Origin of the sequence: Nitrososphaera viennensis EN76 (assembly GCF_000698785.1) — an archaeon.
GTDB lineage: Archaea > Thermoproteota > Nitrososphaeria > Nitrososphaerales > Nitrososphaeraceae > Nitrososphaera > Nitrososphaera viennensis.
In genome coordinates this window covers 2,436,032-2,459,464 of the sequence record NZ_CP007536.1, presented here as the reverse complement: position 1 = coordinate 2,459,464, position 23,433 = coordinate 2,436,032, and the positions used below count along the sequence as shown (strand labels likewise).

24 protein-coding genes and 2 tRNA genes are annotated in these 23,433 nt (G+C 54.7%); 16 read left to right on the top strand and 10 right to left on the bottom strand.

From position 1 onward, the window contains the following. The gene (locus NVIE_RS14035) at nt 1-975 is read right to left on the bottom strand and encodes a HEPN domain-containing protein (RefSeq protein ID WP_144239778.1); all 975 of its coding nucleotides are present in this window, start codon (nt 973-975) and stop codon (nt 1-3) included. A 169-nt stretch (nt 976-1,144) separates the two neighbouring features. Continuing rightward, nucleotides 1,145-1,255: transfer RNA gene (locus NVIE_RS14030), tRNA-Leu, on the bottom strand. Between the two features lie 63 nt (nt 1,256-1,318). Between NVIE_RS14030 and glmM the strand changes: the two genes are divergently transcribed. From glmM to infB, 6 genes are all read left to right on the top strand, one after another. Next, entirely contained in the window at nt 1,319-2,689 is a 1,371-nt protein-coding gene (gene glmM / locus NVIE_RS14025; protein WP_075055814.1) for a phosphoglucosamine mutase, read from the top strand. 73 nt (nt 2,690-2,762) lie between these two features. Next, nucleotides 2,763-3,143, top strand: coding sequence for a 50S ribosomal protein L7Ae (gene rpl7ae, locus NVIE_RS14020; RefSeq protein WP_075055813.1), 381 nt, complete (start codon nt 2,763-2,765; stop codon nt 3,141-3,143). 30 nt (nt 3,144-3,173) lie between these two features. Beyond that, nucleotides 3,174-3,392 carry a 30S ribosomal protein S28e gene (locus tag NVIE_RS14015; protein WP_075055812.1) on the top strand — a complete coding sequence of 73 codons (219 nt, stop codon included), beginning with the start codon at nt 3,174-3,176 and terminating at the stop codon, nt 3,390-3,392. Nucleotides 3,393-3,402: 10 nt separating this feature from the next. Then, the gene (locus tag NVIE_RS14010; protein WP_075055811.1) at nt 3,403-3,615 is read left to right on the top strand and encodes a 50S ribosomal protein L24e; all 213 of its coding nucleotides are present in this window, start codon (nt 3,403-3,405) and stop codon (nt 3,613-3,615) included. Between the two features lie 9 nt (nt 3,616-3,624). Continuing rightward, complete coding sequence (gene ndk / locus NVIE_RS14005) at nt 3,625-4,029, top strand: nucleoside-diphosphate kinase (protein ID WP_075055810.1); 405 nt, start codon at nt 3,625-3,627, stop codon at nt 4,027-4,029. Between the two features lie 6 nt (nt 4,030-4,035). Next, nucleotides 4,036-5,826, top strand: coding sequence for a translation initiation factor IF-2 (infB, locus tag NVIE_RS14000; RefSeq protein WP_075055809.1), 1,791 nt, complete (start codon nt 4,036-4,038; stop codon nt 5,824-5,826). Nucleotides 5,827-5,836: 10 nt separating this feature from the next. Here the strand turns inward: infB and trxA are convergent, their stop codons facing one another. The 3 genes from trxA to NVIE_RS13985 all read right to left on the bottom strand — a co-directional run bounded on the left by trxA (nt 5,837) and on the right by NVIE_RS13985 (nt 11,502). Next, a complete protein-coding gene (trxA, locus tag NVIE_RS13995) occupies nt 5,837-6,178 on the bottom strand; it encodes a thioredoxin (RefSeq protein WP_075055808.1) in 342 nt (113 codons plus the stop codon). A gap of 47 nt (nt 6,179-6,225) precedes the next feature. After that, on the bottom strand, nt 6,226-10,947 hold the full coding sequence (locus NVIE_RS13990; RefSeq protein WP_075055807.1) for a S8 family serine peptidase: 4,722 nt from the start codon (nt 10,945-10,947) through the stop codon (nt 6,226-6,228). Between the two features lie 72 nt (nt 10,948-11,019). Next, entirely contained in the window at nt 11,020-11,502 is a 483-nt protein-coding gene (locus NVIE_RS13985) for a 50S ribosomal protein L11 (RefSeq protein ID WP_075055806.1), read from the bottom strand. Nucleotides 11,503-11,616: 114 nt separating this feature from the next. Here NVIE_RS13985 and NVIE_RS13980 point away from each other — a divergent pair, with 114 nt between their 5' ends. From NVIE_RS13980 to thsB, 5 genes are all read left to right on the top strand, one after another. After that, complete coding sequence (locus tag NVIE_RS13980) at nt 11,617-12,432, top strand: helix-turn-helix transcriptional regulator (RefSeq protein ID WP_075055805.1); 816 nt, start codon at nt 11,617-11,619, stop codon at nt 12,430-12,432. A gap of 70 nt (nt 12,433-12,502) precedes the next feature. Further along, nucleotides 12,503-12,733: an Lrp/AsnC ligand binding domain-containing protein gene (locus NVIE_RS13975; RefSeq protein WP_075055804.1), complete on the top strand. Its 231-nt coding sequence runs from the start codon at nt 12,503-12,505 to the stop codon at nt 12,731-12,733. A 26-nt stretch (nt 12,734-12,759) separates the two neighbouring features. Then, entirely contained in the window at nt 12,760-12,930 is a 171-nt protein-coding gene (locus tag NVIE_RS15760) for a C2H2-type zinc finger protein (RefSeq protein WP_169736206.1), read from the top strand. 49 nt (nt 12,931-12,979) lie between these two features. After that, a complete protein-coding gene (locus NVIE_RS13970) occupies nt 12,980-13,996 on the top strand; it encodes a rhomboid family intramembrane serine protease (RefSeq protein WP_075055803.1) in 1,017 nt (338 codons plus the stop codon). 75 nt (nt 13,997-14,071) lie between these two features. Continuing rightward, a complete protein-coding gene (thsB, locus tag NVIE_RS13965) occupies nt 14,072-15,736 on the top strand; it encodes a thermosome subunit beta (RefSeq protein WP_075055802.1) in 1,665 nt (554 codons plus the stop codon). Between the two features lie 26 nt (nt 15,737-15,762). On the opposite strand, the gene NVIE_RS13960 is transcribed toward thsB, so the two are convergent. Beyond that, a complete protein-coding gene (locus NVIE_RS13960) occupies nt 15,763-15,996 on the bottom strand; it encodes a hypothetical protein (RefSeq protein WP_075055801.1) in 234 nt (77 codons plus the stop codon). A gap of 44 nt (nt 15,997-16,040) precedes the next feature. Between NVIE_RS13960 and NVIE_RS13955 the strand changes: the two genes are divergently transcribed. Continuing rightward, the gene (locus NVIE_RS13955) at nt 16,041-16,373 is read left to right on the top strand and encodes a hypothetical protein (RefSeq protein WP_075055800.1); all 333 of its coding nucleotides are present in this window, start codon (nt 16,041-16,043) and stop codon (nt 16,371-16,373) included. Here the strand turns inward: NVIE_RS13955 and NVIE_RS13950 are convergent. Then, nucleotides 16,357-16,974 (bottom strand): hypothetical protein, encoded by a 618-nt coding sequence (locus NVIE_RS13950; protein WP_144239777.1) that lies wholly within the window; start codon nt 16,972-16,974, stop codon nt 16,357-16,359. The two genes, NVIE_RS13955 and NVIE_RS13950, sit on opposite strands and share 17 nt — an antisense overlap. A gap of 58 nt (nt 16,975-17,032) precedes the next feature. Between NVIE_RS13950 and NVIE_RS13945 the strand changes: the two genes are divergently transcribed. Then, a complete protein-coding gene (locus NVIE_RS13945; RefSeq protein ID WP_075055798.1) occupies nt 17,033-18,214 on the top strand; it encodes an aminotransferase class V-fold PLP-dependent enzyme in 1,182 nt (393 codons plus the stop codon). Nucleotides 18,215-18,217: 3 nt separating this feature from the next. Here the strand turns inward: NVIE_RS13945 and NVIE_RS13940 are convergent, their stop codons facing one another. Beyond that, on the bottom strand, nt 18,218-18,469 hold the full coding sequence (locus tag NVIE_RS13940) for an Lrp/AsnC ligand binding domain-containing protein (RefSeq protein WP_075055797.1): 252 nt from the start codon (nt 18,467-18,469) through the stop codon (nt 18,218-18,220). A 103-nt stretch (nt 18,470-18,572) separates the two neighbouring features. Between NVIE_RS13940 and NVIE_RS13935 the strand changes: the two genes are divergently transcribed. Beyond that, the gene (locus NVIE_RS13935; protein WP_227717559.1) at nt 18,573-19,211 is read left to right on the top strand and encodes a cyclase family protein; all 639 of its coding nucleotides are present in this window, start codon (nt 18,573-18,575) and stop codon (nt 19,209-19,211) included. Here NVIE_RS13935 and NVIE_RS13930 read toward each other — a convergent pair. Continuing rightward, nucleotides 19,208-20,173, bottom strand: a complete 966-nt coding sequence (locus NVIE_RS13930; RefSeq protein WP_075055796.1) for a radical SAM protein — start codon at nt 20,171-20,173, stop codon at nt 19,208-19,210. The genes NVIE_RS13935 and NVIE_RS13930 overlap by 4 nt on opposite strands. Before the next feature lie 92 nt (nt 20,174-20,265). On the opposite strand from NVIE_RS13930, the gene NVIE_RS13925 reads away from it, so the two are divergent. Both NVIE_RS13925 and NVIE_RS13920 read left to right on the top strand, forming a co-directional pair. Next, nucleotides 20,266-20,359: transfer RNA gene (locus NVIE_RS13925), tRNA-Lys, on the top strand. Nucleotides 20,360-20,458: 99 nt separating this feature from the next. Then, nucleotides 20,459-21,865 carry a hypothetical protein gene (locus NVIE_RS13920; RefSeq protein ID WP_075055795.1) on the top strand — a complete coding sequence of 469 codons (1,407 nt, stop codon included), beginning with the start codon at nt 20,459-20,461 and terminating at the stop codon, nt 21,863-21,865. On the opposite strand, the gene NVIE_RS13915 is transcribed toward NVIE_RS13920, so the two are convergent. Next, a complete protein-coding gene (locus NVIE_RS13915) occupies nt 21,866-23,083 on the bottom strand; it encodes a ParB/RepB/Spo0J family partition protein (RefSeq protein WP_075055794.1) in 1,218 nt (405 codons plus the stop codon). It lies immediately after the preceding gene. Between the last annotated feature and the right edge of the window lie 350 nt (nt 23,084-23,433).

The window sequence follows — 23,433 nt, the reverse complement described above, 5'->3', positions numbered from 1 at the left end:
CTAGGTGCATTGGGCCTTGGTTTTTCTATTTATTTCTTTTAATTCCTCACGTATCTTCTTTCTCAATTCATCCTTATCCTTGATTTCCTTACTATGGGCAACTAGACGCATTATTGTATTGAAGGTCAAATAGCAAATTTCGAACACCATTCCTTCTACAACATTATCTACACCTTCATGAACTATGTCTGATCGTATATCATAATACGATTCAACCTTTTCGTGGATAGCTCGCCTATATTCAGGCTTAATCTGTAACATTGCGCACATTCCATTGGCAATGTTTCCCGACTTGTCTTTCTCACATCTTCTCAATAGACAAGATTCTAATGCAATAACAAAACTGACAAAAGTATTGCGGAGCAAACGCTCATTCATCCCTGAACCAAAAAATATTATCGATGTCAATATGCTATTTTCCATCTGGCTTCTAGAATCTTCAGGTGTTGCCAGAATCGCACTCACTCTTTCAAAGTGAAAGTCAAGCATTTTCTGATACTTGGTCGAATCAAGCTCGTACCCTCTATGAGCTCCTTTTCTGCTCGAAGAAAAGAAGAATTTTTGATTATCATCATCAATAATTACGGTCGCAGTGAGTCCAGTATTGGTTATGCCTTCAATTCCAATGAACATCTTGTAAAAGAAAGGATCGTTCTCAGATAACCCTGCTAGATAGAATCTCAGAACATTCAGTGCTTTCTCAATCTCATCCTCGGAGACTTCTTCAGCTGTCTTTTCGTCATCAGCTTCAACATCGATAACAGCTATCGCACATTTTGTAAATTTGTCTTTTAGCATACATTCGAATAAATTTAGATCATCGGGAGTTGTTGCCATTAGTTTACTAAAGGCTTTCTGAGCTAGAGTGTCTTCAGGTATTTGTGAATGCGATCTAACGAAAGTTACGTTGCCTACTTGTAATCTGTCAATTTTCATATCTAAACCACTTATGGCCGTATAGAATCTTCTTTTCAACAATGCGGGTTTCTATGAGGTGCTATTTAACAGCGAGCTCTTGGGAGAGGGGGTTGCCTGCCACCCAAAATTCAACACCCAATTCCAACACCCGAAGATTCAACAGAACCACTACGCTTGTATTTGTAGTCCACTGGAAACGCGCACACATGCGAGTATAAAAGAGAAGTGGTGCGGGGGGTGGGATTTGAACCCACGAATCCCTAAGGAACAGGGTTGTAGGGGCTAATGCATACCCATTCTAAGCCCTGCGCCGTTGACCGGGCTTGGCGACCCCCGCGCGCGCACCTGCACAAGCGGGCAGCAGCCAAATTTATCTATTGTCACATTGCATCCTCTGCGGATGCATCAGCAAAGAGCAAGACTATTTGGTACAAACGGGGTGCGAGGCGTTTGGGGCAAGGATTTCACAAGCGACCTTGTCATTGATCTGACGTACGCTATTGCCACGTATTACAAAAAGGGCCCCATAGTGGTCGGGTACGACGGACGCAGGTCCAGCCCGGCGGTTTCAAGGCTGGTGCGCGCGACGCTCAACTCGGCAGGCCTTGACGTTGCCGACGCGGGGCTGGTCCCGACTCCGTGCCTGCAGCATGCCGCAAAGAGGCTCGGCTACAACGGAGGCATCATGATTACGGCGTCGCACAACCCGCCAGAGTACAACGGCATCAAGCCTGCGGCATCAGACGGCGTGGAGATATCGCGGGAAGACGAGCTGGCAGTCGAGGACATTTATCATTCGAAAAAGTTTGCGACGACGGCAGGGCACGGCCGCCAGTACGTGGACGACAGCGTCATTCCCGCATACATGGAAAAGGTGCTGTCACTTGTCGACGCCGACAGGATTCGCGCCAGGAACTTTACAGTGGCAATGGACACAGGAAACGGCGCGCAGGCTGTCGTCGCCCCGATAATCGCAAAAAAGCTTGGCTGCAAAGTACTAGTCATCAACGGAGACATCGACGGCGACTTTCCCGGCAGGGGATCAGAGCCCACGCCGGACAACCTGGGCGTGCTAGCAGAGGCCGTCAGAAACGGCAGGGCGGACTTTGGCGTCGCGTTTGACGGCGACGGCGACAGGAGCATCTTTTGCGACGATAGGGGAAGCATCTACTGGGGCGACAAGACCGGCTCGCTCTTGGCAAAGAACCTGCTTGCGCAGAGGCACAAAGGCGCCGAGATAGTCTGCCCGGTAAACACGTCGATGGTGCTCTCAAAGGTCGCAGAAGAGGCGGGGCTGAAGGTCGTGCACACCAAGGTCGGGAGCGTCGAGGTGTCAAGGGAGATGGTAAGGCGCAAGGCGCCGATGGGCCTTGAGGAAAACGGCGGTTTCATGTACGGGCCGATAAACGAGGTGAGGGACGGCGCCATGACGGCGGCGCTCGTGCTTGACATGCTTGCAGCTGCCGGCGAGTCGTTTTCGCAGCTCGTGGAAAAGCTTCCAAGGACGTTCCAGCTAAAGACAAAGTTCGTGTGCAGCTCCCGCGAGGTTGTCGAGAAGGTGGTACAAGCGTGCATGGAGCACGGAAGCCCAAAGAGGATAGAGACTATGGACGGGGTCAAGATATGGATCGACGACGAGACGTGGCTTATGGTGAGGCCAAGTGGCACGGAGCCTTTGATACGCATGTACGCCGAGTCGACAGACAGGGCGCTCCTTGACTCCAAGGTAGACGAATATTCGAGGATCGTGAGGTCGAAAATGGCACAATGAGCGTATTGACAACGTTTTTAATACGCCTTTGAATCAACTAGAAAGCAATCGGATGATCCCATAGGGTGATATCATGAGCAAACCATATTTCGTAAAATTTGAAGTTTCAAAAGACCTGGCCAACGCGGCCTACGAGGCTGTGCGCGTGGCAAAGCAGAGCGGCAAGGTCCGCAAGGGCACGAACGAGACGACCAAGGCAATCGAGCGCGGAATTTCCAAGCTCGTAGTCATTGCCGAGGACGTCGAGCCGCCAGAGGTGGTGGCGCACCTGCCGATACTCTGCGAAGAGAGGAACGCTTCCTACATATTTGTCCCAAGCAAGCAGCAGCTTGGCATGTCGCTTGGCATCGACGTCGGATCCGCCGCCGCCACAATCGTAGAGGCAGGCGAGGCCCAGCACATCGTCGAGCAGGTAGTCAACTCCATCGCAGGTTTGAAGGCAAAGAAGGAGTAGAAACGGCGAGAGGCAGGTGCCAGATAAATTATGAGCAGCAAGGCAGCTGAAGAAAAGGTCGTCCCCGCCGAGGTCATCCAGATCGTCGGCAGGACGGGCATTGCAGGCGAGGTCATACAGGTAAGAGTCAAGGTTCTCGAGGGCAAGGACAGGGGCCGCATCCTGACAAGAAACGTCAAGGGCGCAGTCAGGATGAAGGACATCCTCATGCTGAGGGAAACCGAGCGCGAGGCTCGCAAAATAAGGTGATAATATAGAAATGAGCAAGCAAGCAACATCTCTTCGCAACTGCTTCTTCTGCGGTCGCCACATAACGGCAGGTCACGGCATCATGCTGGTCAGAAACGACGGCCAGGTGCAGTGGACGTGCTCCAGCAAGTGCAAGAAGAACCTGCGCCTGCTAAAGCGCGATCCGAGAAGGCTAAAGTGGACCAGCAAGTACGTCAAGGGCGGCCTGCGCACAAAGAAGTGAGATTTTTAGATGGCAGTCGAGCAGACACTCATAGTTGTCAAGCCAGACGGCTTTAGGCGCAGCCTGACCGGCAAGGTCCTGGCCCGCTTTGAGGAAAAGGGCTTTGTGATAAAGAACCTGAAATACTACAACTTTACAAAGGAAAAGGCGCAAGAGTTTTACTCTGTCCACAAGGACAAGCCGTTCTTTGGCGACCTCGTGTCGTTCATATCCTCCGGCCCGGTGGTCGCCTGCATTCTTGAAGGCAACAACGCGGTCGCCACGACAAGGATAATGATAGGGGCGACCAAGTCGTTTGAGGCGGCGCCCGGGACTATCAGGGGCGACTTTGGCCTCGGCTTTACCGACAACATCATCCACGCTTCCGACTCGCCTGAAAGCTTCATAAAAGAGTCGCGAGTCATTTTCGGCTAGCGACCCTTGGAACTTAGGCAGCCAGTAGTAGTAGTTCTAGGCCATGCAGACTCGGGCAAGACGTCCCTACTGGACAAGATACGCGGGACAGCCGTCCAGGCCCGCGAGGTCGGAGGCATTACCCAGCACATCGGCGCAAGCTTTTTTCCTATTGACACCATAAAAGAAGTCACAGGCCCCCTTTACGACAGGCTTGCCAAGTCAGAAACCCCGATACCAGGCCTGCTTGTGATAGACACGCCGGGTCACGAGGTTTTTGCAAACCTGCGCATGAGGGGAGGGTCGGCGGCAGACATTGCAATCGTTGTCGCGGACGTGAACAAGGGCTTTGAGGCGCAGACGATAGAGAGCATCGAGATCCTCAAAAAGCGCAGGGTGCCCTTTGTAGTCGCTCTAAACAAGGTGGACAGGGTGACCGGCTGGCGCCCCTTCTCAAGGTTCATTTCCGAGGAGGCAAAAAAGCAGAGCGCTGACGTCCAGACGATGCTTGACGAAAAGATCTACACCGTTGTCGGCTCGCTGTCGAGGCTCGGGTTCCCCTCAGAGGCGTTCTGGCGCGTCAAGGACTTTACCAAGGAAATAGCCATAGTCCCGGTGAGCGCAAGGACGGGGGTCGGCATACCCGAGCTCCTGGCTGTCCTTGTTGGCCTCACGCAGCAGTTCATGGGCAAGAGGCTAGAGCGCCACGAAGGCGCGGCGCGGGGACTCGTGCTTGAGATAAACGAGGAGCCCGGCCTTGGGCCTTCTGCAAACATCATACTTCTTGACGGCACGCTCAAGCAGGGCGACAGCATAATAGTCGCCAAGAGGGACAGCGCGGTGCAGACGCGCGTAAAGGCGCTGCTGCTGCCCAAGCCTCTTGACGAGATGCGCGACCCGCGTGACAAGTTCAAGCCGGTCAGCGAGGTGACAGCGGCAGCAGGATTAAAGGTCACGTCGCCGGACCTCGAAGGCGTGCTTGCCGGAAGCCCGCTCTACGTGTTTGACAAGGCCAAGGGCGAGGACGAGCTGGAACGGCTAAGGTCAATCGTGGAAGGCGAGATCAAGAACGCGATCGTCAGCACCGAGACTTCGGGCGTCATACTAAAGTGCGACACAATAGGCTCCCTTGAGGCGATAATCGACCTCCTGAAAAAAGAGAGCATCCCAATAAGGACAGCCGACATTGGCAGCATCACAAGGCGCGACATAATAGAAGCATCTGCCGTCAGGGAGAGCGACCGCTACCACGGAGTCGTGCTCGGCTTTAACGTCAAGGTCCTTGATGACGCAGAACGCGAGGCTCAGGACAGGAGCGTCAAGATATTCAACGAGCGCATAATCTACAACCTCGTCCGGAGCTACGTCGACTGGGTCACGTACCAGAAGGAGCACGAAGAGTCGATACTGTTCAACGAGATCCCGCCCATCTGCAGGTTCCAGTTCATGAAGGGCTTTGTGTTCCGCAGAAACGACCCGGCGGTGTTTGGCGCCGAGATCCAGGTGGGCAAGCTCAGGCAGAAGGTGCAGGTGATAAACGTCGAGGGGAGGAAGGTGGGGACCGTGCACCAGATCCAGGACAGCGGAAAATCGATGGAGGAAGCCACGACCGGAATGCAGGTGGCAGTTTCGCTTAAAGAGCCCACCATAGGCAGGCAGATTAATGAAGGAGACGTTTTCTACACGGACATCAACAGCCACAACGCCAAGCAGCTGGCAGAACGCTTTAACCACAGGCTCAACGATCAGGAAAAGGAAGTATTCAATCTGATAGTTGCGCTAAAGAGAAAAGAGGACCCGGCGTTCGGGTACCTTTGACCTCACTTTATTATTGGTATTTCTGGAGCAGCCCTTCGAGCCCCTTTTCGCCCACGGCGCCGACAGCCCTGTCGATGGCCTTGCCGTTCATGAAGACGATGAACGTCGGGATAGCATAGACATCGTATCTCATGGCCACGCCCTGGTTATCGTCGACGTTCAGCCTGCCAAAGGTGACCTTGTCGCCGTACTTTTTGGCCAGCTTGTCAAATATCGGCAGCATGAACTGGCATGGGCCGCACCATGTAGCCCAAAAGTCCACGAGGACAGGCTTGCTGCCGTTTATGGTCTCTTCAAAGTTCTTTTCCGCAAGCTCTAGAAGGTTCACGTTTGAGGCGTGCTTTTCGCTCATCTAAGGGAAATTTCCCATGCTCGTTATTTAAGATTTCTTGATGGTTACTACTTGCGCCGCCTTGACGCAATGACCCATGCTATGGCGGCCCCTCCCGAAAGCCCGCCTGCCAAGCCAAGGATTGCCACAGTTTCAATCACGGGCTTGACATTTGCGACAGTCAGCACAGTGCTTGCAGTGCCTTCGTTTCCTGCCATATCCAGTGCGGCAAGCTTTACCTCGTATTTGCCATCTGGAAGGCCGGTCGTGTCAAGCTCGTACTCGACAAGGCCGGTGACGTTGACTTGCATTCTGTCGCCCACGGACAGCATTGCAGACTTCAAGTTTTCGTCCTGCACCCCTAGCGCGACCTTTGTGGTGCCCCGAATGTCGCCTCCGCTCACTCCCACGGACGCCTTTGGCGGCGTGTTGTCCACCACCAGGTCCCACGTCCTTGTCGCCTTGTTGCCCGGCACGTCCTTTGAGGAAATTGTAAAGTTGTATCGGCCGTCGGCAAGCGCAGTCGAGTTGAACGCCATTGACGAGTGGGGATCATAGACGGCAGGCTTGGCGTCTGGCATCCTCACAGTGACTTTGCCCGCCACGCCGTTTGCGTCGGTGACGTTCCAGGCAAGGGTTGCCTGCTTTGATACTATCACTAGCTTGTCGGCGGCTATTGCTTCGGTACTGTTGCCATTGTTGCTGTTGCTGCCATCATTGCGCACGAAAAGCTCTGCGGCAGGGGGCGTCCTGTCCACCGTGAACTGCCAAGAGCTTGACGCTGAGTTGCCCACAGTGTCTTTGGACTCGACCGTCAGAAGGTGCGGGCCCTCGGCAAGCGTACCCCCTTCAATCCTCACCTGACTGCCGCCGGAAGAAGGCCCGGGCCTGCCGTCCACAGAATATGACAGCCCTGCGGGGTTGCTGTCGTCTATTGTTATCGGGACCATTACCGTCGTGCCGGTGACAAATTCAGGCACCTTGGCAGTCAGTTTTGGAGGCGTAGTGTCCGGGAGGAGGGTTGAGAATTTCGCCTCCACCGAAAGCGGCTCGTAGAGGCTCTCGCCGTGGAACAGCGTGTTGTGCACAAGGAGCGAATAGGTGCCGGTTGCGTTCACCGGCACGTGCAGCACGGTCGAACGCTCGCCGGCGTTCTGGCTGAAAAAGAACGCGCCGCCCTCGCTGACGGCAGAGGTCCCAAGCCAGTCGTTGCTCGGCCAGTTGGCAAACTCTTGGAACACGCCTGCCGGCACGCTTGAAGCCACCATGCGGCCGTCAGGGCCGTACGCCATGGCGTTTATGCTTGTCGAGTTGTGCGGCCAGGACACCTTCAGGGTCATTGCCGTCACAGTCGGGTCGGTGACGGTGAAGTAGTACGAGCGCCAGTCGCCGGCGGCATAGCGCGACACCATATCCGAGAGGCCGCCCACGTAGCCGTTTGGCCTAAGGCCAAGAGACCCCTCGATCTCATTTGCTCCTTGCTTCTGTACGGGGCCAGGCGGCGACATCACCACGGGCACATCCTTTGGCACGGGCTTTGTGGCGACGATATAGCTTACAGGCATGACCACGTTATGACCGGACCCTTTTGCCATTATCTCGCCATAGTATACGCCGGACAGAGTATCGTTGCGCACGGCTATAGTGGCGTTCACCTTGGCAGTTCCTTCCGGCGGGACAGTGACAAGGCTCTTGCCAAGCTGTATGTCAGGGTTTGGCATGCGCTTGTACAGTTCCACCGTAAGCGTGTAGTTCATCGAAGTCGTGTTGATGAGCCTGTCGCCGCTCCAGAACGAGAATACCGTGGGCACAGGGTAGACACCCACGACAGGCGTCCCGGTGAACTTGTCCTTCGGGTCGCCTATGCGCATCTCCTGGGTGGTGCCCCACGCGCCCCCCCTGTTTATCATCTCTATCTCGCTGTAGGAGACTTTGCCGTCCCCGTTGGCGTCATGCCAGTCATAGCCGTAGACGGAGGCGATGCGCAGGTTGTCTGCAAACCGTTCCGTCTGGTTCATAAAGCTGGAAAACGGAAAGTTGACCCGGGCAACCATCAGGTCAGAATCAGGGAGCTTTTTGCCTCCTGCCAGTTTTTCAAGGTCATAGTAGTTGGGCTCGTAGCCGAATGTTTTGTTGCTGTGTGTCGGGTCCATCTTGAACAGCTTTGTCGCGTTCTTGACTTCATAGCGCGCCACCAGCTTTTCAATCGTGCTTGAAAGCTCGACCTTCAGCTCTTCTTTCTTTGACGGGTTTTCAATAACGATTTCCGTTGACGCCTTTTTCCCTTGCTCTACAGGGCCGGCAAACCAGCGCGTCTCTCGGGCCCCGCCTATTTCAGGAATCGTTCCGGGAATCTGGACGGGATAGCCGTTGTTGATTATGCCAAGTGTCGGCGCGTACGTCAAGATCGACGGCCTGAGCGAGTCGATTATCGTCTTGGCGGTGTCGTCCGTGTAGACAGAGAATAATCCAGAATCGCCCCGGGCAAGCCGGACTGCGGCAAGCGCGTCGACCCTGCCGGACCCCTGCACGAACGGGTCGTTCTTCAGGTCCTTTGCAGTCGACATCAGGATGCTCTTGACGGCAAACGGGTCCGGCGCCTTGCCCGTCTCCTTCATCTCCTGCACAACAAGCGCGGCGGCGCCGGCGACCATCGGGGCTGCCATGCTGGTTCCGCCAAAGAGCGCAAAGGCTCCGTCGTCGTTGGGGTCGCCCTGTTTCGAGTCAAGGTTCTTCAGTGTCACGTCGGTCGGCGTAAAGCCGTACGAGCCGACTGCCAGCAGCTCCGGCTTGGGGTCCCCAAGCAGGCTTGGGCCCCTGCTTGAAAACTCGGCGACGTCGTCATAGCTTGCAGTGGACGGGCCAAAGCGGGTGATGTTGGCAAACGGCCCGTACTGCAGGTGCACGTTGTTCGTAGTCGCCCCCACAGAGATGGCAAGCGGGGAAGTGTTTGGCGCGCCCACGCTCCCGTAGCCCAGCCCGTTGTTGCCCACGCTGTCCACGACAAGGGTCCCGGGGTAGTCCTTGGCAAGCGCGTGGGGCACCATGAGGAGCGACGAAAAGACGCTCAGTATGTCGTAGCCGGGGCCGTATTTGAGCAACGGAAAGTTGGAGATGCCCCAGCTGTTGCTCATGATGTCGGCCTTGTGGTCGCCGGTGTAGGCCCACCTCCCGTCGTCTTTCAGGTCAAAGCCGGAGGCCCACAGCCAGCCATAGAGCGCGTCGCCCATCCACAGAGACTTTACAGGTATTATCGTGGCACCCGGCGCCATGCCTGCAAGTGTGTAGCGGGTAGAGTTGTTGTAAATGTCATATTGTGTATGCCCCCTTGAAGCGACCGTCGCCGCTGTGCCCGTCCCATGGCCGGCAAAGTCGAACATCAGGCCGAAATAGTTCCCCTCGGGGTCCATCGGCTCCAGCAGTTTTGCCGAGATCACGCCCGAAACGCCCGCCTTGTCCGCCACCACAACCTGCGTCTTGTTGTCAGTCACGCGCCAGATGTCAAGCACCCTTGCTCCGGCAACGCCGGCGGAATAGTCGGGGGCGCCGTCGCTGTTGTAGTCGTATGTCAGAAACTCGTTTCCGTCTCCAAGCTTGAACGGCTTTTCGTCCGTAAAGTCAAAGGTGGGCTGGGCCGGCATCAGGTAGTTGGTCTGCGGAAACGCGCCGGCAATGCCTAGCGTAAAGTAGTACCAGCCGTACGACATGTCTGCGACTATGGTGTCGTACACGCCCGGCTCCGTGCTGTCCACCACGAGCACAGGTATGAGCACGAGCGATATCGTGCCAAGCTTCATGGTAGCCTGGTACACGACGCCAAAGTGGTAGACCCCGCTCATCGAGCGGATATAGTCGGTCGAGCTCTTGCCTATCTTCCAGTCGACGTTTGCAGTGCCGCTGAGCACCGGCGCGCCAAAGGTAGGGAACAGCATGTTGTAGACAGGTATCTCGCCCTCCGACGTTTTCAGGTAGACGCCTGTGTCGTTGACATAAGTGTACGAAGTCACGTTCTCCGGCAGTTGCACCTTGCCGTTTTTGCCGGTGGTGGTGTAGTTCATTATCACGCCGGTCTTTTGGTCGATGTTGGCAACGTATTTCGCCTTTGTGAGAACGAGGCCCTGCCCGTCAGCGTCAAGCATTATCGGGATCCCCTTTGCGTCCCTTGCAACCGCGTCCCGCATGTCAGGGTTGGAAAAGTCCGAGCCAGTGTCAACTATGGCGACCTTGACTCCCTTGCCTGTTGCGTTGTACAGCGACGCGGCGCGGTCGGCGCCGATTATCGACGCGCCAGAGAGCCGGCCGGAAGCGCCGTTGCCCGCAGGGTTGTTGCTGTTGTTGTCGTCGGCAGACAGTGAGTCAAATGCAAGAGGCATGTCGGTTGCGTAGGTAAAGCCGCCTTGCGCAAGCGGGCTCTTGGAAAAAGCCACGCCAAGGAACGGCCCCTGTACCGGGCTTCCGCCCATCCCCACCACGTGCGCGGCGGCAAGCGCCCGCGAGTCGCCGGGGCCAAGCACGAGCGTCCTGCCGACATCGCCGTTGTACTGCAGGCTGCCAAGGTTTATCGAGCCAAAATCAGACCTTATCGCGCTTTTTGGCACGCGGTGGCCAAAGATGTTTGCAGTGTCCGCAGCAGCGGCAGCAGGCGCCTGCGCCGGAAGCGAGGTCAGGGGCCGGGACTCTGATACCCCTCCTGAGAGAACCTGATCCCTGCTTGGCGTAAGCGAGTACGCAGGCGCGACAAAAGCCGATGCTACAATGGCAAGAAGCAGAAACGCTGTTAGACGGATCAAATATTATGATGTACGAGAACGACCTTCTTGGTTATTACGATTTCGACTCAAAAAGGTAAAGAGTTTAAAAAATTATTTCAACAGGTCGTCGTACTTGCCGACGTTGATGTCAGGGTAGACTTCTTTTGCCGGCTTGCCTTCCACCTTGACGCCCATGCTGACGCACGAGCCGATCACTTCCTTGGCGGCGCCCTTGATGTCCTTGGCGTACGAGCCTTCGATCTTCATCTTGGCGATTTTCGCCGCTGACGCCATCGAGAGGTCGCCTGCATAATCCTTGCCTGCCGTGCCGGAGCCCTTTGGTATGCCGGCTTCCTTGGCCACAAGAGCGGCTGTGGGAGGGATGCCTACTTCGACCGTGAACTTTTTCGTCTCGGCATCCACTTCGACCTTTACGGGCACCTTCATGCCGGGGAAATCCTTGGTCTTTTCGTTAATGGTATTGACCACCTGCAGGACGTTTACGCCCATCGGCCCCAGTGCCGGGCCAAGTGGCGGGCCTGCGTTGGCCTCTCCGCCGCTGACGAGCGCGGAAATAGACTTTTTATCGCCCATACTACTCTCTACGCATGCGGGTGTGTTTACCCAAATTATAATCGTTCCTGTTGCCCTCTCGTGCGCCTTTTTGACAGATTTTTAAACCCGTGCATTGTAAAAAGTGGCGATCATATGGCAGCGGAGCGGCAGCCCACCGAAGGCGTAGGTTCGCTTTTCTTCGAGCTCGCAGGCGACTTACGCCTCTCCATGCTGTCAAGGCTGAGCGAAAAAGACTATCGGCTGTCGCAGCTTGCGTCAGAGCTTGATGCTACCATGCAGGAGGCCCACAGGAACATGACGCGGCTGATAGAGTCCGGGCTCGTGTCAAAGGGCAGGGAGGGCGAACTCGTGCTCACCGCGTACGGCAGGACCGTGGTTTCACTGGTGCCAAGCTACGATTTTCTCTACAGGCACCGCGACTTTTTTGCAGACCACAGCCTCGGCGACTTGCCGCCCAAGTTCGTCCAGCGCCTCGGCTCGTTTCGCGGCTGCGAGATGGTGCACGGCGTGATGGCGATACTCCAGCGCTGGAAGACGCTGTACAGCAGCTCTGACACTTTTATCAAGGAGATAATGGCTCAGGTGCCGCTGGACCTCATCGAGACGATAAGCGCAAGGGTCGACGAGGGTGTGAAATTCTCGTACATATTTGCTTCAAACGCCGTGGTGCCAAAGGGCAGAACGCAGCTTCTCCAGAAGGTCGGCTGGCGCAACTTTATCAACAAGGGCTTGGTCGAGCGCAGGATGCTCCCCGACGTCAAGGTGATGACCATATTCAACGAAAAGCAGGGGTGCGTCATGTTCCCGAACCAAAAGGGCGAGCCGGATCTGAACGTCATGTTCTATGGAGAAAGCGCGGAATTCCTGGAATGGTGCAACGACTTTTTCAACCACCAGTGGAGCAGCGCCGACGCGTTTGACGAGGGAAAATTAAAGCACGAAGTGTAAAAAGTGTGCGCCTGCACGGCAAGCAGAAAATCAAGTACAAGTTTTTATACACCGGAACCAAAGACTGCTTATGCCAAAAGCCTTCGTTCTCATGAACGCCGAGCTCGGAAGCGAGGACTCACTGGTAAGCGAGCTGAAAAAGATGGAAGGCGTCAAGGAGGTCTATCAGGTGTACGGCGTTTATGACATCGTGGCCCAAGTCGAGGCCGACGCAATGGAGAAAGTGAAAGAGACCATAACATGGAAGCTGCGCAAGCTCAACGGAGTAAAGTCGACGCTTACCATGATAGTCATGGAGTGAAAAACTGGCGGGGTGCGAGAGGCAGTTTGGGACTTTTTGGCAAGAAAAAAGAAGAACAGGCTGGCGGAACTTTCAAGTGCCAGTACTGCGACATGAAGTTTGACGACAAGGAGCGCATGAAGCGCCACATGAAAAAAGCGCACAGCGAAAAAGGCGGCGGGGACATGCCAAACATGAACCCGTTTGGATTCAGCTAGCTAAAGACTTAATTCCCGTAGGTTTGTGGTAAAGGTAACGCGCTAGAATATGTTTCCAATCCATGATGACGCCGAGAGGATACATGGCAGACCGTGGCTCAACTACACCCTGATGGGGATCAACATTGCAGTATTCATCTGGCAGGCGTCGGTGACAAGCTTTTTCACCGACGAGCGGGCCTTGACAGAGATGTTTTTGATGTACGGAACCGTGCCGGACAGGCTGTTCTCGGAATGGCCGGGAAGCGCCTTTACAGTCGTGACTTCGATGTTCATGCACGGAGGCATCGCCCACATCATCGGCAACATGGTGTTCCTGTGGGTATTTGGCGACAACATAGAGGACAAGTTCGGGCGCGTAAAATACATCCTGCTCTACATCGGCTGGGGCTTTGCGGCCGCGCTCTTGCACAGCGCAGCCGCCGTGTCCACGGGCGACGGGGCGATACCGGCAGTAGGGGCGTCAGGCGCAATATCAGGAGTGCTTGGCGCGTACATGGTCATGTTCCCCAGGGCAAGGATCTACACCATAATCACGGCATTTTTCATCTACACGGTGCGCATACCCGTGCTGGTCTACATACCGTTCTGGTTTGCGCTGCAGCTGATATTTGGAGTCATTGGCCAGTTTGGACCGTTTGGCGACTCGGGCGTCGCGTACCTTGCGCACGTCGGCGGCTTTATCGCCGGCGCGGTGACTGGCGTTTTTGGAAGGAACTTTATCCTGCCCAAGCTAGCAAGCCTTGCCGGCAAGGGCACCACGTACAAGCCGCCGGTGAAAAAAGTGCGCCCCAAGATAGAGGACGTCGTGAGCGAGACGCCGCCCGAGGTCATAGAGGGCCCCGGCTATTACGAGATAATCGCAGAGATAAAGGGCGTCGCCGACGCCTCTGCAATCCACGCCACGTACGAGCAAGAGTCAAAGCTTGTTCGGATCACTGCAAACGGGTCGCGCAGGTACGAGATGGCCGCAAAACTCCCGGACACGGCGGCCGGCGCAACCGTCGAGTCCGTACAGTACCTCAACGGCATTGCCAGGATAAGGCTTGCCAAGATACCATCATGATCCGAATATCGTCGCAAGGCTAAAATATCCGCCAAAGGTGAAATTATTTTGCCTATTTTAGGAGGAATATGAAAAATGTCAATACAACAAGCTTCAGCAGGCGGAATGCCAGTACTGATTTTGAAAGAGGGAGCGTCCCAGACGAAGGGTCGCGACGCCCAGAAGAATAACATCACGGCGGCAAAACTCATCGCGGAGGTAGTCAGGACCTCGCTTGGCCCACGCGGCATGGACAAGATGCTAGTGGACAGCCTCGGAGACGTCACCATCACCAACGACGGCGCCACCATCTTGAAGGAGATCGACGTGCAGCACCCGGCGGCAAAGATGATGGTCGAGATAAGCAAGGCTACAGACAACGAGGTCGGCGACGGCACAACCTCGGTGGTCGTGCTTGCAGGCGCCCTCATTGAAAAGGCAGAAGAGCTCATCAACAAGGACGTCCACCCGACAATAATCGTAGATGGCTACCGCAAGAGCGCGGCCAAGACCATCGAAGTCCTCAACAGCATCGCGCAAAAGATCGAGGGCAACGAGAAGGACGAGCTTGCCAGGATTGCAAGGACATCGATGCAGACCAAGATAGTGTCGAGGGAGGCTGACGACCTTGCCGCAATAGTGGTAAACGCGGCGCTCTCCGTGGCGGAAAAGACCGACGGCGGATTCAGGATGGACGTTGACGACATCAAGGTGGAAAAGAAGGCGGGAGGCTCCATCCGCGACACCAAGATGATAAAAGGCATCGTGCTTGACAAGGAAGTAGTGCATGGCGGCATGCCAAAGCGCGTCGAGAAGGCCAAGATTGCGCTGATAAACGCCGCGCTGGAGATTGAAAAGACCGAGTTTGACGCCAAGATAAACATCAGCTCGCCAGACCAGATGAAGATGTTCCTTGAGGAGGAAAACAAGATGCTCAAGGACATGGTCGACAAGGTGGTCAAGGCAGGCGCAAACGTGGTTGTCTGCCAGAAGGGAATCGACGACATCGCCCAGCACTACCTTGCAAAGGCAGGCGTCCTCACTGTAAGGCGCGTGAAGGAAAGCGACATGACGAAAATGTCCCGCGCGACAGGCGCAAGGATCGTCAACAACCTTGACGACCTGACGTCAAAGGACCTTGGCTCTGCCGAGCTTGTGGAGGAGCGCAAGGTAGAGACGGACAAGTGGGTGTTCATCGAAGGGTGCAAGCACCCCAAGTCCGTGACGATCCTCATCCGCGGAGGCTCGCAACGCGTTGTAGACGAGGCCGACAGGTCGGTCCACGACGCGCTCATGGTTGCCAAGGACGTCCTTGAAAAGCCGGCCATCGTGGCAGGCGGAGGCGCTCCAGAGGCCTATGCAGCAGCAAGGCTTCGCGAGTGGGCCAGCACGCTCTCTGGCAGGGAGCAGCTTGCCGCAGAGAAATTTGCGGAGGCGCTTGAAGTAATACCGCTTGCGCTTGCCGAGAACGCCGGCATGGACCCGATTGACACGCTGACTGAACTTCGCGCCAAGCAGAGCAAGGGAAGCAAGTGGACCGGCGTAGATGCAAGGAACGCCAAGGTCGCTGACATGTCAAAACTCGATGTCGTCGAGCCGCTTGCTGTCAAGGAGCAGATAATCAAGTCTGCGACAGAGGCCGCGTCTATGATCCTCAGGATCGATGACGTGATCGCCTCAAGCAAGTCGGGAGGCGCGCCGGCTATGCCGCCGGGAGGAGGCATGGGTGGCGGCATGGGCGGAATGGGCATGGACATGTAATAGTGTCCGGCCCCACCCCACTACTACTACACTTCTTCTTTCTTTTTCATTTCCGCTTCAATGACTTCTCTGACCCACTGCCCTGTTGTTTCTTCTTCCATCTTTTGCAGTCTTTGCAAATAGTCCTGCCACGAAATGCCGCCGTATGCCTCCACCCAAGAATCATAGTGGCTCTTCAGTTGCTCAAGAGCCTTTGCATGGTACCTGCAGTATTTTCTGCCGTCGCCAGACTCCCTTGCGCAGGCGGCGCACTTTTTCATTGCAAAGTTTATTTATCGACCCGACTTTAAGGGTTGCAATAGATATGTCTCTGTTTGCCGGCGCTTCAAAGGTTGCCGCAATTGTGGCGGCCGGATACATCATCGCGTTCTTTGTGCTCTCGTCAGGCGTGGTAAACGCCGTGACGGAGGGCTCGAGAGTGGCGGCGTTTATCGTGCCGTCAAGGTCGATTCAGACGCCGGGCGAAACTGCCGCAATAACCCTGATACTTGTGATAGGGCTTGCAGGCATGTTTATGCTCCACAGGGCGGGCAAGTCTGCAGGGGCAAGGGCGCAAAAGGTCATGCTTGCTGGCGGCCTTGGCATCGTCGCAGTGGCGCTGATGATAGGCTACCTGCTAGTCAACGTAAAGCTGTAATTTCAAAGGAAAGCGACGTCCCTTCAGGAATCTTTTCATGCTCCAGCACTTGTACGATTATCTCGTTTTCGACGCGGTTGACTTGCAGGCGTGACGCGCTCTTTTTCTGCAACAGGCGCCGGCTTGCCGGCGACTGCTTCCACCCGCCTTCCTTGCGGAAGCGGAGCATGCTGGTCGCAAGCACTGGCACGCCAAGCGACACTCCCTGCCTCACGAGCAGCATCAGGAGTACCGACAGTAGGTGGTTGATGTTGCCGCCCGCCCCTCTTTCGCTGCTATGGCTCCTGTAGTAGCTGCCGTAGTACATCGTGTAAAAGCTGTTTATCGAGTCAAAGATGACAAGGGAGCACTTCTTCTTTTTTTCATCTTCTTCCATCTTTGCCAGGACATCCTTTAGCATCCCGATGAACCTGCCCTCTGAAGGCAGGTAGACGTCTACGCCCTGCGCCTTTACGATGCCGGCCTTCAGGTACGCGGAAAACGTGGTATCAAGGTCGAAATAGACCACGTTGTTTCCCTGCCCGGCGAGCATCGAGGTGCAGCACAGCTTGGCGTACGGGTCGCTGAAAAGGAGTGTGTTGAGGCCCTTTTTGCTCAACATGCGGGCAAGATTATATGCGCCCAATTGCAAAAACCTATCGAGGAAGGAGAATATAACAATGACAGTGGCCCCGGACGCGCCCGACTTGAGGACGGACTTTCCGATAACAAAGAAGATGATATACATGAACAACGGAGCAGTGGCACCGACACCGCTTGCCGTGGTCAAGGCCACGACGGACTTTATGGTAAAGTGCGCCGACGAGGGACCGGACGCGCAGGCGACTTCCGACTATATCACTTTGCTGCTGAAAGAATTGAGGACGCGGGTGGCGCACCTGATAAACTGCGAGCCGGAAGAAGTGGTCCTTACCCAGAGCACAACGGAGGGCATCAACATCGTCGCAAACGGGATTTCGTGGCAAAAAGGCGACACGATAATCGCAAGGGGAGGCAAGCACGAGCACCCTGCCAACTATTTGCCCTGGCTGCGCCTGTCGCAACAAAGAGGCATGGTATTGAAAGAGCTTGCGATAGACGAAAACGGCTTTTTCGATCTGGATGAACTGGAAAAAGCCGCCAGGAAAAGCAGGCTTGTCACGATGAGCCACGCGCTGTACAACACGGGCGCGATTATGCCACTTGAAGAGGTCGGCAGGATAACAGAGGAAAACAACGCCCTGTTTTGCGTGGACGCTGCGCAGACTGCCGGCACAATCAGGATAGACGTCAAAAAGATCGGCTGCCACTTTATGGCGTTTCCCGGCTTCAAGTGGCTCTGCGGGCCGATGGGCATGGGAATATTGTATTGCAGCAAAAAGGCCGCAGAGATGCTAGAGCCGCCCTCGATTGGAGGCGAGTCGGCCATGGTTTCAGGCAACAACAGCAGCATTATCGCCATCAGGGGTATGCCTCACCGGCTGCAGACAGGTTTTAGAAACTATCCTGGCGCGGCTGGCCTTGAAGCAGCTCTGCGCTACATCCTTCGCGTCGGCATCGACAACATACGCTCTGCGAACATGAAGGTTGCAGAGGCCCTGCGGCAAGAGCTCGGCAGGATCGAGGGCGTCACGCTGCACGGGCCGCAAGACGTGAGCAAGCGCACGTCCATAGTCACGTTTTCGGTGCCAAAGGACCCTTCGATGATAGTGAGGAAGCTGGAAGAAGAAAGCGGAACGGTGCTTGCCGAGCGCGAGGTTGCAGGTGGAAGAAAGATAATCAGGGCCGCGCCCCACTTTTTCAACACAGAGGCCCAGGCCGCAACAATTGCGGCCCAGATAAAGGCGCTGCTGTTGCAGTAGCTATTACTTTTTCTTCTCGCCCTGGCCCTCTATCACTATCATGGTCAGGGTGGAGCGCACCTTGTCTATCTTTCGGACGTGCCAAGTGATGGTTTCACGCAGCTTGTCCATGCTATCAGAGCGTATCTTGGCGATGATGTCATACACGCCATACACGCCGCTCACCTCCACTGCTTCCGGCAGCTTTTTCAGGTCCCTTATGATGTCTTCTTCAGAACCAAGGTCGCAGTTGATAAGGACGTATGCTGTTGGCATGCATTCCTTGCGTGTCCCAAGTTATTAAACAAACCGCGGGCAGCATGAGAAGGGTTCTTTGCTGCTTATTAACCAGGGCTTGCGAGGAAAAGGCGTAGTGAAGATGATGGAGGTAATTGACCTCACGATGAGGGTGTCACCGGTAACCAAGGTGTTTCCCGGCTCGCCGCAGCCGACGTTTGTCGCATGGTCCAGGTTTGACGTGCACGGCTATGATTCGGAGGTGGTGCACATGAGCACCCACACCGGCACGCACATGGACGCGCCCTCGCATTTTGCGCCCGGCAAGCAGGCGATAGACGGCATTTCCGCGTCAAGGCTGGTTTCGCAAGCGGTGTTGATAAAAGTGCCAAAAAAGGCAGACCAGCTCATCGAGATCGCCGACATCTCAGAGGAGGTCAGGCAGGGTGACACGGTGGTGTTTGCCACAGGCTGGGAGCGGCAATACAAAAACAGCCATTACATGACGAAAAACCCGGGCCTGTCAGGCAAGGCTGCGGCGTACCTTGCAAAGAACAAAGTTAATGCGGTGGCAATAGACGGCCCGAGCATCGACGCCGGCTTTGACGGAAAATTCACGGCGCACAACATCCTCCTGCAGGCAGGCGTGCTTGCCGTCGAGAACCTCTGCAACCTTGACAAGATAGGAAAAAAGAAGAGGTTCACGCTGGTTGTAGCGCCGTTAAAGCTGGCGGGCGCATCGGGCTCGCCCGTGAGGGCGCTTGCGCTCCTCCTTCCCTAGTTGCCGACTATACCCTGCGCGACAAGGATGGAATAGCAGCCGAGGCCACACTCTTCGCAGAGCGGCTTTTGCGCCTTTGGATCCGCGCTTCCGATGCAGCAGGGCATCTTTATGCGCCCCATGTGGTCAAACGACATGATGGCCCACGACGGGCAGTCCACGGGGGTCGTCCCGATGCCGCCCCAGTTGCCCTTCATGAGAGAGATCTGCTTTGGCGAGTTTATCACAAAGTCGGGGTACTTTTTCTTGAGCGCGATTATCTTGTCCACCACTTCGCTGCGCTTTTCTCCAAAGGGCATGAACAGAGGGTCGCCCTTTGCAAACGGCGTGTGGAACTGGAACCCTATCTTGTTCACCTTTCCGCGCCACTCCTCCGTCAGGTCTTCCACGGTCATGTAGTTCTGCGAGTTTATCGTCATGGTGATCCAGATGTCCTTCCACGCCGGCTTGCCCCGCCTGTCTGGCCCGGCTACGTAGTCGAGGATGTTCTGCCTCGTCTTGGCGTACGAGCCCTTGCCGCGTATCATGTCGTGGATCTTTTCCGTCCCGTCCATCGAGACCCAGTAGAAATAGAGGTTCTCAAAGCGCTTTAGCGGGAAGGTGGCGTTTGTCACAACGCAGACGCGGTGCGGCATCTCTTCGCAGAAGGTCTGGATGACGTCGGGGCGCATGGTAGGCTCGCCCCCGACAAGGGTCACGACAAAGAGGTGGTTCTTGTTTATCTTTTCCTTGATTATCTTGCGCCAGTCCTCAGCGGTGAGGTCCTCGCCCTCCTTGCGGTTGAGCCACCAGTAGCAGTGCGTGCAGTGCAAATTGCAGATGTTGTTGACGTCTACAGAGCCGTACATCGGCTGCTTGCTCTTGAAGAGGCGATAAGCGATGATCTTTTTGAAAATGCTGATGTAAAAGGGCATCTCGCGGGCAAGGTCAGTAATGCCCCTGCCGTAGACTAGGTCTACCATTATAGGTGTATCAGGAGCGTCACAATTAAAGGTGCTGGTCCTTGTTGAAATACCATTAAATTAAGCCCAGCGCAAGCGTTACGTGCGGGTGTGGGCCCGTAGCTCAGCCAGGTAGAGTACCGGACTTTTAACTTTCTACAAAAGAAAGAAATCCGGTTGTCTCGGGTTCGAATCCCGACGGGCCCGCTTTTTGTCTGGTTCTACTGTTAGCCAGTTGCCGAACGAGAAGAAGCAGCGGCGAATCCTAAATAGTGCAAGAAGCACTCGCGGAGGTAGACCCACCCGATGCCGGTGACTCTCAAGACAGTCCAAGCCAAGGTTGACACCGCGGTCAGGAATAGGACAAATGCAAAGCTGATCCACGATTTCGATGCCTTCATGGACCACAATCTCGCTTCAGAGAGTTACCGGAAAAACAACCTGAAGGCAGTGACGTATTTTACAGCTTGGCTGTCCAAGACAAGCAAGAGCAAGACGCTCCTTAGCATCAAAGATCAGGAGGATATCTTGAACTTCCTGAAGCAGTACAGGGGCTCGCCAGATGAAGAGGCATGGAAAACGACGTACAACGACTATTTGAACAGGTTAAAGCACTTCTTCCGCTGGCTGCACAACGTCAAGATACCCGGCAAGCGACCCGATGAGGTGCCAATCGAAGACTGGAAAACACCCGAGTTTTGCAAGATAAAGAAGATGCGTACAAAGCGCAAAAGCACATACGCCATAAACGAAACTTGGAAAAGAGAAGAAGTGTTGGTAATTCTACCGTACGAACCTTTAGCACGCAACAAAGCGGCCATCGCTATGCTCTGGGATATGGACGGTAGGAACCACGAGCTCTGCAAAATGATGAACAAGCACGTCCAGTACTTTCAGAAACATGCACGAGCAGAGATCCCAAGCAACACCAAGACGGGAGGCGGGCCCGTACTTCTTAGAATGTCGTTCCCCTACCTCCTCGCATGGAAGAATGAGCACCCATTCAAGGATGACCCTAACGCGCCGCTTCTCTGCAACATGAAGCGCGGTGGGACACTTGGAGACCCTCTTGACCCGGACTATCTCTGGAAAATCACCAACAACTTGAGAAAGAGCATCAAGGCCATGCTCGCCGCAGGCAAGATTAAGGATGAAAAAGAAGTCCAAAAGCTTGAACTTCTCTTGAAAACGAAAAGGTGGAATCCGTATTGTTTCCGTCATTCAGCAATCCGTCATGACGCCACATACCTGCCCTCGTACGCTCTTACTCAAAAGGTCAGATGGGTTCCAAATAGCAAGCAGGCAGGCCGCTATATGGCAATGACGCTGAGCGAAGAGGTAGAGAAAGCAATCCTTGTCCACGATGGCATTATTACAGAAGAAGATGAGCCTGCTCCCCTCAATCGCCCATGTCCACGGTGCGAGACTGTAAACGCGCTTGAGTTCAGGCAATGCCAGAAGTGCGGATATGCACTGACTAGACAGGCGCTTGAAGAGCAGATGGCAGAAGAGAACAACCTGAAAGAGGAGGTGGCACAGCTTAAGGAGACTGTCACGAAGAACAATCAAGAGATGCTCGCCACATTCATGCAGATGTGGGTACAGTACGTCGCACCTGTCAAAGGTAAAGAGCTGCTCATTGGCAAGATGCCGCTGCTGACACCTTGTCAATCGACAGTGACGGGAGCAGAAGCAAGAAAGACAGTGAGCTAGCTAGCCTTCTTTCTCTTTTTCTGTTTTGACAGTCGCGCAGCCCTTGTTCTTTGACATGAACCACGCTTTCTCATTGCGAGAGAGCACAAGAGTCGTTAGACCACTTCTTTCAACTTTATAAAACAAGATGTACGTCAGGTACGCGCCAAGTTCGATATTTTGCGCTTTCGCTTGCTTTTGTAATCGACGCAGGTACGCAACAGGCAGACACAGTTCATTCACAGAAAGGTACGCAAGGGATTCTTGTGGCTTCCTTGAATCTTTGTCGCGAACGAGCCTCGCATAGCGTTTTTCAGAACGCGAAAGCTTTGCACTCTCTTCTTCCTGCTCATCTTGCTCCATGGCGCTCTCCATCGACCTATCGACAACAGTATCAGGCCCAACTTCGACATATTCCTCAATATTGGCAGTCGTCGAAGCAGGCCCTCCGCTAGCCTCTTCTTTTCGCTCTTTCTCTTTCGCCCAACGCTCTCTCATGCTGTTAGCGTATACAGTGCACGTGTGTATGTATTCTCGCGCTTCCCATTCGCTCATGTCTGAAATTCGATCAATTATGCGTTTGTGGGTGGCAACTCCTCGCTCGGCTATGCCCTTCTGGGTGAGCAGCAATATTTTATTGCCATTTAGGCCCTTTTCGTGAGCATAGTTTAGTACCCCTTCATCAAGATGTCGGTATTTGAGAAGTTGCCACTGCCGGTTAGCAGCCAGACCCAACTTTTTTGCGATTCCTTTGAAGTGCTCCGGCACAACCATCGCGTCTGACCTTTTCGCCTCGCCGCGGTGGTTATCTTCATCCAGTCTCATGAGGTACTTTGCAGCCAATTCTGAAGAATAGCCTGCCGATTCGTATAAAGCAATCAGGGCCCGGCTCTTTTCGATAGGGCTTAGATCTTTTCGATGCAAATTTTCTGCAATTGCAAGGACCTTGGCGTCAATGTCGCTTAGGGCAGGCTTGATAATGGCAGGAACCTCTTTCAGGCCGGCAAGCATGGCCGCTCTTAGACGGCGACCACCGGCGATGAGCTCGTACTTGCCATTTTCAGCCGGTCTGACAACAAGAGGCTCGATCACACCTGTTTCTCGTATGGAATTGCGCAGGTGTTCAAAGTCAGGATCATCTGCGTGCTCAGGCTCCGTACGTAGCTCAAAGGATGGCGCTTGAATAGAATCTACAGAGACATACAACACCTGACCTTGATGCTCGTTCTGTTGATGCATCAATCTAAAGAAGATAGGCAGAGCGCGGTATTAAGACTTGTCATAAGTGAAGCATGTATTTATTCCAGTTCGTCGCAGCTATCGCTGCATTTGTCTCCGACCTCAAGTACGAGGATGATAAAAGATGAGAGTGCAATGGAAGTCTTTGCAAGAGTGCAAGAAGCGCTGGAAGCGCCTGCCTCGTCATACGCTCAGGATGTGGAATCGCTATTCGGGCCTCCCATTCTTCCACGACAGGAAAAGCAAAGCAAGACGTTTAGCTGCCCACACTGCAAAAAATGCTTTGAACCTGATGAGAAGTAGGCTGCGATATTTCAAAAACCTTCAACTACTACGAGAGATGTTTCCAA

What these genes read in the sequence shown, in the direction of transcription:
- NVIE_RS13935 (WP_227717559.1), top strand. Translation starts at nt 18,573, where the DNA reads ATGATGGAGGTAATTGACCTCACGATGAGGGTGTCACCGGTAACCAAG.
- NVIE_RS14015 (WP_075055812.1), top strand. Translation starts at nt 3,174, where the DNA reads ATGAGCAGCAAGGCAGCTGAAGAAAAGGTCGTCCCCGCCGAGGTCATC.
- NVIE_RS13940 (WP_075055797.1), bottom strand. Translation starts at nt 18,469, where the DNA reads ATGCCAACAGCATACGTCCTTATCAACTGCGACCTTGGTTCTGAAGAA.
- NVIE_RS13985 (WP_075055806.1), bottom strand. Translation starts at nt 11,502, where the DNA reads ATGGGCGATAAAAAGTCTATTTCCGCGCTCGTCAGCGGCGGAGAGGCC.
- NVIE_RS13950 (WP_144239777.1), bottom strand. Translation starts at nt 16,974, where the DNA reads ATGTTGAGCAAAAAGGGCCTCAACACACTCCTTTTCAGCGACCCGTAC.
- thsB (WP_075055802.1), top strand. Translation starts at nt 14,072, where the DNA reads ATGTCAATACAACAAGCTTCAGCAGGCGGAATGCCAGTACTGATTTTG.
- NVIE_RS13980 (WP_075055805.1), top strand. Translation starts at nt 11,617, where the DNA reads ATGGCAGCGGAGCGGCAGCCCACCGAAGGCGTAGGTTCGCTTTTCTTC.
- NVIE_RS13945 (WP_075055798.1), top strand. Translation starts at nt 17,033, where the DNA reads ATGACAGTGGCCCCGGACGCGCCCGACTTGAGGACGGACTTTCCGATA.
- NVIE_RS14010 (WP_075055811.1), top strand. Translation starts at nt 3,403, where the DNA reads ATGAGCAAGCAAGCAACATCTCTTCGCAACTGCTTCTTCTGCGGTCGC.
- NVIE_RS13970 (WP_075055803.1), top strand. Translation starts at nt 12,980, where the DNA reads ATGTTTCCAATCCATGATGACGCCGAGAGGATACATGGCAGACCGTGG.
- NVIE_RS13955 (WP_075055800.1), top strand. Translation starts at nt 16,041, where the DNA reads ATGTCTCTGTTTGCCGGCGCTTCAAAGGTTGCCGCAATTGTGGCGGCC.
- NVIE_RS13920 (WP_075055795.1), top strand. Translation starts at nt 20,459, where the DNA reads ATGCCGGTGACTCTCAAGACAGTCCAAGCCAAGGTTGACACCGCGGTC.
- NVIE_RS13975 (WP_075055804.1), top strand. Translation starts at nt 12,503, where the DNA reads ATGCCAAAAGCCTTCGTTCTCATGAACGCCGAGCTCGGAAGCGAGGAC.
- NVIE_RS13930 (WP_075055796.1), bottom strand. Translation starts at nt 20,173, where the DNA reads ATGGTAGACCTAGTCTACGGCAGGGGCATTACTGACCTTGCCCGCGAG.
- glmM (WP_075055814.1), top strand. Translation starts at nt 1,319, where the DNA reads ATGCATCAGCAAAGAGCAAGACTATTTGGTACAAACGGGGTGCGAGGC.
- rpl7ae (WP_075055813.1), top strand. Translation starts at nt 2,763, where the DNA reads ATGAGCAAACCATATTTCGTAAAATTTGAAGTTTCAAAAGACCTGGCC.
- NVIE_RS13960 (WP_075055801.1), bottom strand. Translation starts at nt 15,996, where the DNA reads ATGAAAAAGTGCGCCGCCTGCGCAAGGGAGTCTGGCGACGGCAGAAAA.
- trxA (WP_075055808.1), bottom strand. Translation starts at nt 6,178, where the DNA reads ATGAGCGAAAAGCACGCCTCAAACGTGAACCTTCTAGAGCTTGCGGAA.
- ndk (WP_075055810.1), top strand. Translation starts at nt 3,625, where the DNA reads ATGGCAGTCGAGCAGACACTCATAGTTGTCAAGCCAGACGGCTTTAGG.
- NVIE_RS13915 (WP_075055794.1), bottom strand. Translation starts at nt 23,083, where the DNA reads ATGCATCAACAGAACGAGCATCAAGGTCAGGTGTTGTATGTCTCTGTA.